Below are 14,261 nucleotides of genomic sequence, written 5' to 3' on the forward strand. Positions count from 1 at the left end.
GCGATCTCCTATGAATAACGAAACCCTGGTCGCCGCGCTCGCGCCGATCGTATCGCGCGTCGTCACATCCCACTGCTGGGTCAAGCGCGACGGCAAGATGTCTCACACCAATCGCCCACTGACCGACGCGAAGCTCGCGCACCACGTGAACGGTGGCCCGGCTTACGGCGCCGCGCAGATCCAGCCGGGCGCATCCACCACTCTGATTGCGTGTCTCGATCTCGACTCGCACGGCGGTGAAACGTCGTGGGCCGAGATGCAGGCCGCGGCGTTGCGTGTCATGTCTGCATGCGAGGGGTTTGGCTTCCGGCCTATTCCGTTCCGCTCGTCGGGTGGCCGCGGCATGCACATCTATTTCCTGTGGGACTCGCCGCAGGACGCGTACAGCGTGCGTTACGGCCTGCGCGCCGTGCTTGAGTCGTGCGGCTTGCGGGCTGGCGTCGGTGGCGTGTCGCGCGGTGAGATCGAGATATTCCCCAAGCAGAACAGCGTGCCTGTCGACGGCTTCGGCAATATGTTCGTGCTGCCGCTGGCCGGCGCGTCCGTGCCGCTAGACACGTTTGAGCTGGACGACATGCCGAAGGAGTGGACCGCCGAAATGGACTGGCCGGTGTCGCTGCCTGTGGCCGTCGTCGAGCGCGAAATCCCGCAAACCCGCGCCGCGCTTGATCCGGACACGTTGCCGGTCGAGCTTGAGCAGCTGCGCAGTGCGCTCGACATGATCCCGAACAGCGGTGAGCAGGAACTGGATTACGACGAGTGGCGCAACATCATGTTCGCGCTACACCACGCGACGGCTGGTAGTGACGACGGGCTCGCGCTCGCACACGAGTTCTCGGCGCGCTCCAGTAAATACACGCCCGACTTTCTGAACGAGCGCGTATGGCCGCACATCAAGCAGTCACACGACGGCGAGCGCGGCGCGATCACCGCGCGCACCATCCTGAAAATGGCGCGCGATCACGGGTGGCAGGAACCGATCGATGCGGATTTCGAAGTCATCGTGGCCGAGTCAGCGGCGGTAGGCGGCAAAAAGAAAGACTCGAGGAAGGAATACCGTGCGCGCACCGAGTTCGGCAATGCTGAGCGCATGCTTGACCGCTACGGTGCGGGGCTGATGTATGTGCCCGAACTGGAAGCCTGGTTCAAATGGACTGGCGTGTACTGGCAGCGCGCGGTGCACGTCGAGCTGGAAAACATGGCGAAGGAAACGATCCGCAACCTGCCTGATGAGGTGGCCGAGTTGCAGACAGCCGAAGAACGACTCGAATTTTTCAAATTCTGCGCCGCATGCCAGAAAGCGTCGATGGTGGGCAACATGATCCGACTTGCCGCATCGGACCCGCGCGTGATGGTACCGCTCGCGCAGCTTGACAGGCACACGTATCTGCTCGGCGTGGGCAATGGTGCCGTCGATCTGCGCACGGGCGAACTGCTTTTGCCGAACAAGGACCACCGTATTACCGTCACCACCACAGTTGAATACCAACCTGGAGCCCCTGCGGCGCTATTCGAACAGACCGTCGACGACGTGTTCTTCGATGAGCACGATCAAACCGAATTCTTTCAGCGCCTCGTTGGTTACGCGCTACTCGCGCGGCCGAAAGAAGACGTGCTGGTGATCCCGTACGGTTCCGGCTCGAATGGCAAGTCGACTGTGCTCGGTGCGATCCGCGATGCGCTCGGTCAGCACGCCAAGTCGGCCAGTTCCGAAACGTTTCTGTCCAGTGGGCAGCACGGCGGTGCGGCTGGCGGCCCGCGCGAAGACATCCTACGCCTGCGCGGTGCACGTTTCGTGTACATCAGCGAGCCTGACGAAGGCAGTGAGTTGCGCGAGGGTTTGATAAAGAGCATGACGGGCGGCGATCCGATGCCCGCGCGCGGCGTTCACGGCAAGACCACTGTCGAAGTTACGCCGACGTGGGTCGCGTTCATGCCGACCAATCACCGGCCAATCGTCAAGGGCGACGATCACGCCATCTGGCGTCGCCTGATGCCTGTGCCGTTCACCCGCAACTTTGATAAAGACGACAACGTGAAGAAGGACACGAGCCGGGCTGAGCGTCTTGCGGCCGAGGCGAGCGGCATTCTGACCTGGTGCGTGCGCGGCGCGATCGCCTATCAACACAACGGACTCAAACCGACCGCGGCGGTATCGGCGGCGCGCGACTCGTACCGAAGCGACATGGATCTGCTGGCCGACTGGCTCGACGAGCGATGCACCACAGGCAGCGACAAGGTCGCGTCCAATGAGGAGTTGTGGAACTCGTGGAAGGCATACGCCGAGTCACGCGGCGAATTGCGATTAATTCCGAATTCGCGTGCGTTGGCGCGTCGGCTTACTTCGCGCAGTTTTTTACCTGTTCGGAATGTGACAGGTGTTCGCGGTCGTGGATTTGCAGGAATTAGCGTGCAGGCAGACAGCGATTTTGAGTCTAGTGACTTGATGTAGCCGTAGGTGCAAATTTTTTCACGTTGGCTGGTGTCTGGTTAGTGACGATGTGACGATAAAACGTGTTTTTCCTTAATCTTTCTTGTGTATAGGGATTAGGAAAATACCCCAAAAACGCCTTTTATCGTCACATCGTCACTAAAGATGAAAACGCAAAAAATTACGCGCTAAGGGGTGACCAAATGGCAAAGCGGATAGTGGGGATAAATGATCGCGGTTTGCGTGTTGGTCAGGATCACCAGCGCGCCAAGCTGACGGATGCGGCCGTGGAGATGATCCGCCGGTTGCACGAAGACGGGGTTTCGTATCGCGTGATCGCGATCAAGTTCGAGATCAGCAAGACGCAGGTCTGCTACATCTGCACGTACATGCGCCGGGCGCAGACCGCCGCACGATTTCGCGCCGTCTGACCGTTCACATACGACGCGTCACGCCTTGCACGATTCGGTGCATGGCACAGGAAAGCACCTACACCCCCGAACTGGCAGACGAGATTTGCGAGCGCATCGCGAATGGCGAGACTTTGCGCGAAATAACGCGCGAGCCGCACATGCCGTCTTACCGCTCGGTCTATCGTTGGCGCGAAGCGTATCCACAGTTTGCGTCACGCTTCGCGCATGCGCGTGATTGCGGCTTCGATGTCATCGCCGAAGAAACGGTCGAAATCCTCGACACACCGCCTGAGCGCTGCGCGACGGAGCACGGCGACAAGGTCGACGCCGGCTATGTTCAGTGGCAAAGGAACCGCGCCGATCAGCGCCTGAAGCTGCTCGCGAAGTGGTCGCCGCGCTACAGCGAACGAATCGACGTCACGTCGAATGGGCAAACGCTCGCGCTCACTCCTGAAGAGCGCGCCGCCAAGCTGGCGTCAATCGCCGAGCAGGCAGCGCGCCGCAAAGCCGAACAGGAAGACGGCTCCGACCTGCTATGAACGCCGCCGAGCTGGAAGCCCTGCGGCCGTACATGACGCTCGAAGAACGGGCCGAAGTCGACATGTTGCTGGCGACATATACGCCGCCCATCTGGAGCCCGCTACGTGGCCCACAAACGCGTGCGTACGAGTCGGATGCCGACATCATCGGATACGGCGGCGCGGCGGGCGGCGGTAAGACCGATCTCGCTATCGGCAAGGCGCTCACGCAGCACCAGAAGTGCATCGTGGTGCGCAAGAACGGTACCGAACACGTCGGCATGGTCGACCGCATGGGCGAACTGCTCGGCACACGTGACGGCTGGAATTCGAAGGATTCGATATGGCGTCTACCCGACGTGCAGGTCGAATTCGGCTCAGTACCGAACATGGGTGACGAAGCCAAGTACCGCGGCCGGCCGCACGACCTGATCGTGTACGACGAAGCTGCCGAGATCCCCGAGTTCCAGATCCGTTTCCTCATGGCGTGGAACCGCACGACCGATGTGAAGCAGAAGTGCCAGACGCTGATGACGTTCAATCCGCCGTCGTCCGCTGAAGGCCGCTGGCTGATCGAGTTCTTCGCGCCGTGGATCGATCGCAAGTACGCAGGCAAACGCGCACTGCCGGGCGAATTGCGCTGGTTCGCCACCATCGACGGCCACGACGTGGAAGTCGCAGATGGCACGCCATTCGAGCACGGCGGCGAACTGGTGCTGCCGAAAACGCGCACGTTCATTCCCTCGCGCGTCACCGACAACCCGCATCTGGTCGGCACGAACTACGTGTCGACGCTGCAGGCACTCCCCGAGCCGTTGCGCTCGCAAATGCTCTACGGCTCATTCGAGGCAGGCATGGAAGACGATGCAATGCAGCTGATCCCAACCGAGTGGGTCGATATCGCCATGGCGCGGTGGGTCGCGAAACAGGCCAAACCACCGATGGATTCTGTTGGCGTCGATGTCGCGCGCGGCGGCCGCGACAACACGATCATCGCGCGCCGCCACGGCATGTGGTTCGATGAACCGATCGTCAAGCCCGGCACGGCAACACCGGACGGGCCAACCGTTGCCGGCTACACGATCGCCGCGTTGCGCGACAGCGCGCCGATCCACCTCGACGTGATTGGTGTGGGTTCGTCACCGTACGACTTCCTGAACCAGATGGGCGTCCAGGTGTACGGCGTGAACGTGTCCGAGGCCGCACGAGGCATGGACAAGTCAGGTCGACTCAGGTTCTTCAATCTGCGCACCGAACTGTACTGGCGCATGCGTGAAGCGCTCGACCCACTCGCCAACAACGGTATCGCGTTGCCGCCCGACAAGCGTCTCGCGGCTGACCTTTGCGCGCCCAAATGGCGCGTGCAGGGCAAAACGGTTCAGGTCGAGTCGCGCGAAGACATTGAGAAGCGCATCAAACGTTCCCCCGATTGGGCATCCGCCTACGTGCTGGCGCTGATCGACACACCGAAGATGGACGACCTGCAGCGTTCACATACCGAACGCCACGCCGAATACGATCCCTACGCCTATTCGATGCCCCGTAATCGCGGCGAGCACAACCCATACGCGTAAGCAGCCATGATCACAGCTATCCGCCCTTGTGCGTTCGATGACCTCGCCAATGCGGCGAGCTTCGACGCTCTGTGCGCGGAATACGCCGCTGAGTCGGGGCGCATTCCGGGGCTCGGCCAAGCGAACGTTGACGCCACCGCATACCGGACGATGGAAGCTGCAGGCGTAGGCCAATGCATCGGCGCGTGGCACGGCGACGACCTGGTCGGTTTCGGCGTGGTGACGCTGTCCGTGTTGCCGCATTACTCGAAGCTGATCGGTTGCCTGATCTCGTTCTTCGTTGCCGCTGACGCGCGCAAGGGCGGCGTCGGCACCTACATCCGTGAAGTAGCCGAGCAGATTGCGCAGGAGCGCGGCGCCATCGGCCTGATGATTAGCGCGCCGGACGAAAGCCGTCTCGACGTAATCCTGCCGCGTAGCGGGTATCACGCAACGAATCGCCTGTACTTCAAGGCGCTCCCATGAACGAGATCACGACGCCCGAACCGACGCTGTCCGCAGCGGGGCCGCGTACTCTCGCGATGCTGCGTGAACTGGACACGGCCATGCTCACGTTGCCGCAGACCTGTATCTCGATCGATCACCTGATCCACGGCGGCATGTATGCGCGAACCGCGCACGTGCCCGCTGAAACGATCGTCTCAGGCGCACTGCTGCGCCGTGCGACCGTGCTGGTGCTGCAGGGCGACGTGTCGGTCTTCACGGGTGTGGATTGCGTGCGTCTCACCGGCTATCACGTGCTGCCAGGCAGCGCCGGGCGCAAGCAACTGTTTCGGACCCACGCCGATACGCACATGACGATGGTGCTGCTGAGCACCGCGCAATCGGTTGCCGAAGCCGAGGCCGAATTTACTGACGAACCGGAACTGCTCATGGAGTGCGTGGGCCGCGTCACGATCACAGGGGAAACACCATGAGCGGAATCATTGCCGGTATCGGCGTAGGCATCAGCGCGGCCGCCGCAATCGCGGCGCACGTGCAGTCCAACCAGCAGGCAGCGGATCAGCGCGGCGACGCAGCGAAAGCCGCAGCCGCTGCGGGCACTGCGCAGAAAGGCACTGCAGCGGACACGTCGAACGTCGCCGCTGGCGGCACGCCCGCTGCGGCCGGCGTGAACAGCGGGCCGGCGTCCACTTTGCTGACCGGTTCGGGGGGCGTGGCGAATTCCGCCCTGAACCTCGGCGGTCCCGGCGCAGGTTTGGGTGGCAACACGTTGCTGGGGTCATAATGTACGACTACGAAAAAGTGTTTCAGAGCGCCGGGATGCAAGTGATTGCGCAAGGGAGTGGCAATCAACCGTGCAACTGCATCGGTCCACAGAACGGGCAACCCGTCTGCCCTTGCGCCATGCGAGGCGTAAAAGTCGTTGATGGGCGTTATGTTCGTGTGGAAGACCTCGGGCCTGTTCGCTAATGGCCACGCTTCTCACGAACGACCAGAGCGCGCAGCCGGACGCGACAGCCGACAAGCCGACGCAGTCGGGCGGCAACGCGAAGGTGGTGCACACGCGCAAGGAACTCATCCTGCAGCGCTGGTATGCGTTGAAGAATGAGCGCTCGTCGTGGATTCGTGAGTACAAGGACATCAGCAACGTCCTGCTGCCGCGCGCGGGCCGCTTCTTTGTGGAAGACCGCAACCGCGGCAATCGGCGTAACCAGAACATCTTCGACAGCACCGCAACGAAATCGCTGCGCGTGCTCGGCGCCGGGCTGATGGCTGGCGCTACGTCGCCCGCCCGGCCGTGGATCGCGCTCAAGACACCGTACGACGACCTGAACAAGAAAAAGCCCGTCAAGACGTGGTGCGCCGACGTCACGAAGCTGATTCTCGACGTGTTCAACCGCTCGAACGTGTACCGGTCGCTGCATTCGATGTACGAAGAAATTGGCGCGTTCGGCACGGCCGTGTCGATCATCATGACCGACTATCAGGACGTCATGCGCATGTACCCGCTGACGGCCGGCGAATACTGCATCTCGACCAGTGATCGTGGCGAAGTGGACACGCTCTATCGCGAGTTCCAGAAGACGGTCGCGCAACTCGTGAAGCAGTTCGGTTACGAGAACGTGAGCGACAACACGCGCAACATGTACGACCGTGGCAATCTCGACGTGTGGCGCACGATCATTCACTGCATCGAGCCGAACGAAGACCGCGACCCGTCGAAATCCGACGCGCGCAATATGGCGTGGACGTCAACCTATCTCGAAGTCGGCGGCTCGTCGGACTCGCAACAGACATCGAACCAGGGCACGACGGGCGGCGACAACGCGCTCCTGTCCGTGTCAGGCTTCAAGAAATTCCGCGTGGTCGCGCCGCGGTGGTCGACATACGGCGGTGACATCTACGGCAACGGGCCGGCGATGGACGCGCTGGGCGACATTCGCCAGTTGCAGCACGAGCAGCTGCGCAAGGGTCAGGCGATCGACTACATGACAAAGCCGCCGATCCAGGTACCGACATCGCTGAAGAATCACGATATCGACACGCTGCCGGGCGGCATCTCCTACGCCGACGCGGCCACGCCGGGCGCCGGCATCCGCAGTGCGTTCGAAGTCAATCTGCGGCTTGACTACCTGCTCGAAGACATCACCGACGTGCGCACGCGCATCAAGAGCGCGTTCTACGAAGACCTGTTCCTCATGCTCGCGAACAACACGAACGCGAACATGACCGCGACCGAGGTTGCCGAACTGCATGAAGAAAAGATGCTCATGCTCGGCCCGGTGATCGAGCGCCTGCACGATGAACTGCTCAAGCCGCTGGTCGACGCAGCGTTCGACATCATCACCGAAGCGGGTCTGTTGCCACCACCACCGCCTGAACTCGGCGGCGTGCCGCTGCAGGTCGAATTCGTGTCGATTCTCGCGCAGGCGCAAAAACAGATCGGCACCAACAGCATCGACAAGCTGACCATGGCGCTCGGCACCGTCGCGATGATGCAGGTCAACGCGCAGCAACCGCCGACCGTGCTCGACAACTTCGATCCCGACGGCTGGTACGAGCAGTACACCGACGCGCTCGGCACCGATCCGTCTATCGACGTCGATCCCGATCAGCGCGACGCGCAGCGCGCAGCACGTGCGAAAGCGCAACAGCAGGCGCAACAGCAGGCCGCCATGCAGCAGGCCGCAGAAACGGCGAAGACCGCCGCGCAGGCACCGACACAAGGCGGCGCCAGCAATGTGCTGTCCGACACGATGTCAAACCTCACCGGATACACGGGCGGCCCGCAATGATCATCGCCATCCTGATCGCTACGCACATCGCCGCTTTCGTGCTCGGCGGCTTCGCCACGCTCAAGTGGCTCAACCGCGTTTTCAGCTAGGGGATCGCGATGATCTCGATGAAGCTAACAGCCGCCGAAGCCAAGTCGGAAACGATGCTCGGCGATGCCGACAGCGATCTGCCGCAGTACCCGTACGGGCTGACCATCAATCTGTGCGACGACGAACTGGCGAAGCTCGGCATTACTGATCTGCCCGCCGTCGGCACGGTCATGCAACTCACCGCGCTCGTCGAGGTTTGCAGCATCTCGCAGTACGAGAACCAGGACGGCGCGGACAAGAGCATGAACCTGCAGATCACCGACATGGAACTCGCGGCCGGCAACGGTGCGGCGAAGCCTATCGCCAATCGCATTTACGGCGATTAACCGTTCACATACCCCGCAGTCGCGCACTTATTCTCCGCATCCATGAGTAGCGACTTCAACCCGACCGACCTTGCCGCGCTGGATGAACAGCGCGCCGCCGCGAAAGAACAATCGCGGTTCGAGAATGCGGTCGAGTTGGACGATATCCGCTGGCTCATGAGCGGCAAAAAGGGCCGTCGATTTGTGTGGCGCCTGCTCGGCGACGCGCGGCTGTACCAGCAGTCGTTCGACGGTAACGCGAACTGGTCGATCTTCAACGAAGGCAAACGCAGCATTGCACTGAAGCTCATGGCGCAGATCCATTCGATCGAAGGCGGCGCCGAGCTTTACGCGCAGATGGCGAACGAAGCGAAAATAAAGGAAAAACCAAATGGCTGACCCCACCACTGATAGCCAGGCGGCACCGGCAGACGCGACCAGCACGACGGCAAGCCCCGCCGTTGCATCGCCGAGCCCAGCAGCAACGCCCGCAGCGAACCCCGCGCCGACACCTACGCCGACCGAGCCCGCAGCGAGCACCGAAGCCGATGCGACGAAAACAGGCGACGCGAACACCAAGCCTGCCGAACCCGCAAAGGAAGTCGTCTACGAATTCAAGCTCCCCGACGGCGTTGAAATGAAGGGCGAGTTGCTGGATGAATTGAAGACGACCGCCAAGGAACTCGGCTTGACGCAGGAACAGGCACAGCGTGTTGCGGATCTCGGCGCCAAGCAGGCGCAAGGGTTTGCGGCGCAGCTGGTCGCGCAGCAAAAAACGATGACGGACGAGTGGGCGCAGCAAACCACGACGGACAAGGAAATCGGTGGCGACGCGCTATCCGAAAACCTCGGCGTCGCGAAGAAAGCGCTCGATTCGTTCGGCTCGCCTGCGCTCAAAACGCTGCTGAACCAGAGCGGCCTTGGCAATCACCCGGAAGTTGTCCGGTTCATGGTCAAGGCAGGCAAGGCAATCAGTGAAGACGGCAAGCTCGTGACGGGCAGCGCAGCGCAGGCGGATCGCGCCAACGTCCCGATCGAGAACCGCCTTTATCCGAACCAGAAATAAGGGGCATAAATCATGGCCGTGCTCGGTACCAAGAATCCCACGCTGCTCGATGTAGCGAAGTCGCTCGACCCGAATGGCTCGACCGCCGACGTGGTCGAGTTGCTGAACCAGACGAACGAAATCCTGCTCGACGCGACGTGGGCCGAAGGCAATCTGCCGACCGGTCACCGCACCACCGTACGTACCGGTTTGCCGTCCGTCGTGTGGCGTCGCATGTATGGCGGCGTGCCGGCGAGCAAATCGACCCGCGCGCAGGTTGACGAAGCGTGCGGCATGCTCGAAGCGCGCAACGAAATCGACGTCAAGGCCGCAAACCTGAACGGCAACAGCGCCGCATTCCGCCTCTCGGAAGCTAACGCTTTCCTCGAAGCGATGAACGAAACGATGGCGCAGACGCTGTTCTACGGCGACACGACTGTCTATGCCGAGCGTTTCAACGGCCTCGCCACGCGCTATAGCACGATCTCGGGCGCGCCGAACGGTAACAACATCGTCGACTGCGGCGGCACGGGCTCAAACAACTGCTCGATCTGGCTCGTGAGCTGGGGCGATCAGACGCTGACCGGCATTTTCCCGAAGGGCACGAAGGCCGGCATCATCCACCAGGATCTCGGCGAGATCGATGCATTCGACGCGAACAACAACCGCTTCCGCGCCCTGGCCGACCGCTGGGAATGGAACTGCGGCGTGGCGCTGAAGGACTGGCGCTATACGGTGCGCGCGGCAAACATCAACGTCGCCGATCTGGTCACCTCGACCACGCCGACGTTCCCCGGCGTGAACGGTACGTCGCCGGTGGCATTGCCGGATCTGCTGATCGAAATGACCGCCCGTCTGCCGCGTCAGGGCGTCGGCCGTCCCGTGTTCTACGTGAACCGCACCGTGGGCAAGATGCTGCGCCGGCAAGCCATGAACAAGTCGCAGAACGCGTTGAGCATCGAAGTCGCTCAAGGCCAGATCACGACGATGTTCCTCGGCATCCCGATCCGCATCTGCGATCAGTTGCTGTCGACCGAAGCCCGCGTCGTCTAAGCAAAGCGCAAAGGCGCAGGCCGCTTCGGTGGCTTGCTCTTAAACGAAACAGGAGTAAGCACCATGATTATGGATCAACAAAACCTGTTCTCGGATGCGCAGGCCGTTACGGTTACCGCGAATTCGAGCAACGTCATCGACACCATCCCGTCGGGTGGCCCGAACACCAAGACGGGTATCGGCGACGGTCAGGACATCACCCTGTTCGCGCAGGTAGGCACCACGTTCGCGGGCGGCACCTCGCTGGCGATCTCGCTGGTCTCGGCTGACACGGCCGATCTGGCGACGAACCCGATCGTGCATTACGCGACGGCGGCGATCGTCACCGCGTCGCTAACCGCCAAGTCGCGTCTCGTTGGCCTCGATCTGCCGTACGGCAAGTATCGCCGGTACGTCGGGCTGGTCTATACGGTGGTGGGCACGATGACCGCAGGCACGGTTACGGCCGGCCTCGTCGAAGACCTGCAAACGCTCAACGGCACGGTCGATTACGCGAAGGGCTTCACGGCCTAAGCGGATGCCGGGCTTCGGCCCGGCTCTTTCGATTGAACTGGAGCATACGACATGGGTATCAAGGTTATCGCCATTGCGCGGGGCTATTACGGCCACTACCGCGAAACGGGCGACGAGTTCGAAGTCGCGGACGAACAGGCGCTTCACCAATCATGGATGGAGCGCTCGGACGGCAAGCAGATCAAGCGGCCGAAGGTCGCACAGCCGCAGACCACGGGCAACAACCCCGCAGGTGCGCTACCGCGCGACCCGACGCTCGAAGCTGATCTGGCCTGAACGGCTCCCGTATAGGTGAGCAAATACGGGAGCCCTTGCGGTTCCCGTTTTCATTTGAGGTTCGCCAATGGCAAGCGAAGTCGATATTTGCAATCTGGCACTCGGCCATCTCGGCGACCGCGCCACGGTGTCGAGCATCAGCCCACCCGAAGGCAGCGCGCAGGCTGAGCATTGCGCGCGCTTCTATCCGCTCGCGCGCGACCTGGTGCTCGAAAAGCATGAGTGGGGTTTCGCCACGAAGCGCGCGAATCTCGCGCTGCTGACCGATACGCCGCCGCCCGGTTTCCAGTTCGTCTATCAGATGCCGAGCGATTGCCGCAACATCATCGACCTGATCGACCCGAACGCGCCGACGTTCTACCCGATCGACGAGTCGTGCGGACACTGGCAGGACGACGCATTCACGATGCCGGCTATCCCGTACGAACTCGAAGCGCGGAGCGACGGTTCGGGGGTCATCTACACGAGCCTTGAGAGCGCGGTTATCCGCTACGTCGCGAGCGTCACCGACACGACGAAATTCAGCGCCCAGGTCGTCGACACAATCGCGTGGCTGCTGGCCGCGTACCTCGCCGGACCGGTCGTTAAGGGTGACGCGGGCGCGCAGATGGCTTCCATGTGCATGAAGGCCTACCAGATGAGTCTGGCGCAGGCCACGACCAACGACGCCAACAACCGCCGACGCTCGATTGCGCAGTCCCAGCGTCCGGCACCGTGGATCCAGAACCGATAATGGCGAACATCAAAAATCTGCTTCGCTCGTTCGCGGCCGGCGAGATCACGCCGGAACTGTTCGGCCGCGTCGATCTGGACCAGTTCCAGACCGGGCTCGCGACGTGCCGCAACTTCATCACGTTGCCACACGGCCCCGCGGTGAACCGCGCGGGCCTTGCGTTCGTGCTCGGCGCGAAATACAACGCGACACGCTCGCGCATGATCCCGTTCACGTACAGCATCACGCAGACGATGGCACTGGAGTTCGGGCTAAATTACATCCGCTTCCACACCAACGGGCAGACGCTGTTGACCGCCGACGGCAGCGCGATCTACGAGGTAGCCACGCCATACGCCGAAGCTGACCTGTTCGACCTGCACTATGTGCAGTCGGCTGATGTCATGACGATCGTGCACCCGAATTACCCGCCGATGGAATTGCGTCGCCTCGGCGCGTCAAACTGGACGCTGACCACGATCAGCTTTGTTTCGTCGATGGCTACACCGCCCGCGGCGCCGACGGCGGTTGCAACGCGCGGCACGACCGGCACGCCGTTTATCGTCGAGTACGACTATGTGTTCACCTCCCTGTCGGCGACGGGCGAAGAGTCGCTGCCTTCGCCCGTCGCGTCGTGCGACAACGATCTGACGCTCACAGGGTACACAAACACGGTCAGCTGGACGGAGCAGCCCGGCGCATCGCGGTACAACGTCTATCGGTACTATCAGGGTATTTTTGCGTATATCGCTCAGACCGAGAGCCTGAGCATCCTCGATAACAACATCGTGCCGGACACGGCCACGACACCGCCCGAACTTGCGAACCCTTTCAACGGTCCGGGCAATTATCCTGGCGCCGTCAGTTACGAGCAACAGCGCCGCGTCTTCGCGAGCACGATCACGCTGCCGCAAACGCTGTGGATGACGCGCACAGGCACTGAATCGAACCTGTCGGCCAGCAAGCCGTCGCGCGATACCGATTCACTGGTGTTCCGTATCGCCGCGCGCGAAGCGAACACGATCCGCCATATCGTGCCCCTGTCGGAACTGGTGCTGCTGACGTCCAGTGCCGAATGGGCGGTCACGGCGAACGGATCGGCCACGCAGGCGCTGACGCCGAACACGTTGTCGGTACAACCTCAAGGCTACACAGGTGCATCGAACGTCGTGCCGGTGACAGTCAGCAACTCGTTGCTCTATGCGATGGCGCTTGGCGGCCACGTGGGCGAGATGACGTACAACTACTACGCCGGTGGCTACATCACGCAGGACATCAGCCTCATGGCGCCGCACCTGTTCGACTTCTTCACCATCGTCGATATGGCGTACGCGAAAGCGCCCTACCCGATCATGTGGTGTGTGTCGTCTAACGGCACGCTGCTGGGGCTCACCTATTCGCCTGCGAACAAGGTGTCGGCGTGGCACCACCACGACACCGACGGCATTTTCGAATCGGTGTGCGTCGTGACCGAAGGCAGCGAGTCGGTGCTCTATGTGATCGTCAACCGGACGATCAACAACGCACAGGTTCGCTACGTCGAGCGCATGCATTCGCGGCAGGTCGAAGTGCTCACCGACAGTTTCTTCGTCGATGCGGGCATTCTCGCAACAGGCAACCAGATGACGGCGGTGAGCGGCCTGAATCACCTTGAGGGCAAAACCGTAAGCATTCTCGCCGACGGCGCCGTGCAGCCGCAGCAGATCGTTGACAACGGAACGGTGGCGCTTCAGCACCCCGCGAATATCGTGGCTGTCGGCTTGCCCATTACCGCCGATCTTCAGACACTGCCGTTTTCGTTCGCCGCGCAGGGCTACGGCCAGGGCGCGGTAAAGAATGTCAATCGCGTGTGGCTGCGTGTCCACAACTCGTCGGGCATCTTCGCCGGGCCGACGCTCGACGAACTCGTGCAGTACAAGCAGCGAACCACCGAGCCGTATGGCACGCCGCCCGCCATGATTACTGGCGTGATCGAGCTGGATATGTCGCCGGGCTGGGACGCCGACGGCTCGGTCTATATCCGGCAATCCGACCCGCTTCCGCTGATCGTCGCGTCCATGACGATCGAAGCCGCAATCGGGGGTTGAGATGG

At 62.0% G+C, this 14,261-nt stretch carries 16 protein-coding genes; all 16 read left to right on the plus strand.

Annotated elements, in window-relative coordinates; genetic code table 11:
- Window positions 1-10: 10 nt before the first annotated feature.
- Entirely contained in the window at window positions 11-2,452 is a 2,442-nt protein-coding gene (locus tag B0G83_RS12580; RefSeq protein WP_105507759.1) for a phage/plasmid primase, P4 family, read from the plus strand.
- Between the two features lie 182 nt (window positions 2,453-2,634).
- Window positions 2,635-2,862, plus strand: coding sequence for a hypothetical protein (locus B0G83_RS12585; protein ID WP_105507760.1), 228 nt, complete (start codon window positions 2,635-2,637; stop codon window positions 2,860-2,862).
- 41 nt (window positions 2,863-2,903) lie between these two features.
- Window positions 2,904-3,383, plus strand: a complete 480-nt coding sequence (locus B0G83_RS12590; RefSeq protein WP_105507761.1) for a terminase — start codon at window positions 2,904-2,906, stop codon at window positions 3,381-3,383.
- Window positions 3,380-4,936: a terminase family protein gene (locus B0G83_RS12595; RefSeq protein ID WP_105507762.1), complete on the plus strand. Its 1,557-nt coding sequence runs from the start codon at window positions 3,380-3,382 to the stop codon at window positions 4,934-4,936. The genes B0G83_RS12590 and B0G83_RS12595 overlap by 4 nt, the downstream gene beginning before the upstream one ends.
- 6 nt (window positions 4,937-4,942) lie before the next feature.
- Window positions 4,943-5,401: a GNAT family N-acetyltransferase gene (locus B0G83_RS12600; protein ID WP_105507763.1), complete on the plus strand. Its 459-nt coding sequence runs from the start codon at window positions 4,943-4,945 to the stop codon at window positions 5,399-5,401.
- Window positions 5,398-5,853 carry a hypothetical protein gene (locus B0G83_RS12605; RefSeq protein ID WP_258167877.1) on the plus strand — a complete coding sequence of 152 codons (456 nt, stop codon included), beginning with the start codon at window positions 5,398-5,400 and terminating at the stop codon, window positions 5,851-5,853. The genes B0G83_RS12600 and B0G83_RS12605 overlap by 4 nt, the downstream gene beginning before the upstream one ends.
- Window positions 5,850-6,164, plus strand: coding sequence for a hypothetical protein (locus B0G83_RS12610; RefSeq protein WP_105507764.1), 315 nt, complete (start codon window positions 5,850-5,852; stop codon window positions 6,162-6,164). Before B0G83_RS12605 ends, B0G83_RS12610 begins: the two co-directional genes overlap by 4 nt.
- Before the next feature lie 184 nt (window positions 6,165-6,348).
- Window positions 6,349-8,175 (plus strand): portal protein, encoded by a 1,827-nt coding sequence (locus B0G83_RS12615; protein ID WP_105507765.1) that lies wholly within the window; start codon window positions 6,349-6,351, stop codon window positions 8,173-8,175.
- 98 nt (window positions 8,176-8,273) lie between these two features.
- The gene (gp10, locus tag B0G83_RS12620; protein ID WP_258167878.1) at window positions 8,274-8,591 is read left to right on the plus strand and encodes a capsid staple protein; all 318 of its coding nucleotides are present in this window, start codon (window positions 8,274-8,276) and stop codon (window positions 8,589-8,591) included.
- A gap of 42 nt (window positions 8,592-8,633) precedes the next feature.
- The gene (locus B0G83_RS12625) at window positions 8,634-8,969 is read left to right on the plus strand and encodes an endopeptidase (protein ID WP_105507767.1); all 336 of its coding nucleotides are present in this window, start codon (window positions 8,634-8,636) and stop codon (window positions 8,967-8,969) included.
- The gene (locus tag B0G83_RS12630) at window positions 8,962-9,636 is read left to right on the plus strand and encodes a peptidase (protein WP_105507768.1); all 675 of its coding nucleotides are present in this window, start codon (window positions 8,962-8,964) and stop codon (window positions 9,634-9,636) included. The genes B0G83_RS12625 and B0G83_RS12630 overlap by 8 nt, the downstream gene beginning before the upstream one ends.
- A 12-nt stretch (window positions 9,637-9,648) precedes the next feature.
- The gene (locus tag B0G83_RS12635; protein ID WP_105507769.1) at window positions 9,649-10,668 is read left to right on the plus strand and encodes a major capsid protein; all 1,020 of its coding nucleotides are present in this window, start codon (window positions 9,649-9,651) and stop codon (window positions 10,666-10,668) included.
- Between the two features lie 63 nt (window positions 10,669-10,731).
- Entirely contained in the window at window positions 10,732-11,181 is a 450-nt protein-coding gene (locus B0G83_RS12640) for a Bbp16 family capsid cement protein (protein WP_146120212.1), read from the plus strand.
- 51 nt (window positions 11,182-11,232) lie between these two features.
- Window positions 11,233-11,457 carry a hypothetical protein gene (locus B0G83_RS12645; RefSeq protein ID WP_105507771.1) on the plus strand — a complete coding sequence of 75 codons (225 nt, stop codon included), beginning with the start codon at window positions 11,233-11,235 and terminating at the stop codon, window positions 11,455-11,457.
- A gap of 67 nt (window positions 11,458-11,524) precedes the next feature.
- A complete protein-coding gene (locus B0G83_RS12650; protein ID WP_105507772.1) occupies window positions 11,525-12,190 on the plus strand; it encodes a hypothetical protein in 666 nt (221 codons plus the stop codon).
- Window positions 12,190-14,256 (plus strand): hypothetical protein, encoded by a 2,067-nt coding sequence (locus B0G83_RS12655; protein WP_105507773.1) that lies wholly within the window; start codon window positions 12,190-12,192, stop codon window positions 14,254-14,256. The genes B0G83_RS12650 and B0G83_RS12655 overlap by 1 nt, the downstream gene beginning before the upstream one ends.
- Window positions 14,257-14,261: the final 5 nt, after the last annotated feature.

The sequence above is a fragment of the Paraburkholderia sp. BL21I4N1 genome (assembly GCF_002973525.1).
GTDB lineage: Bacteria > Pseudomonadota > Gammaproteobacteria > Burkholderiales > Burkholderiaceae > Paraburkholderia.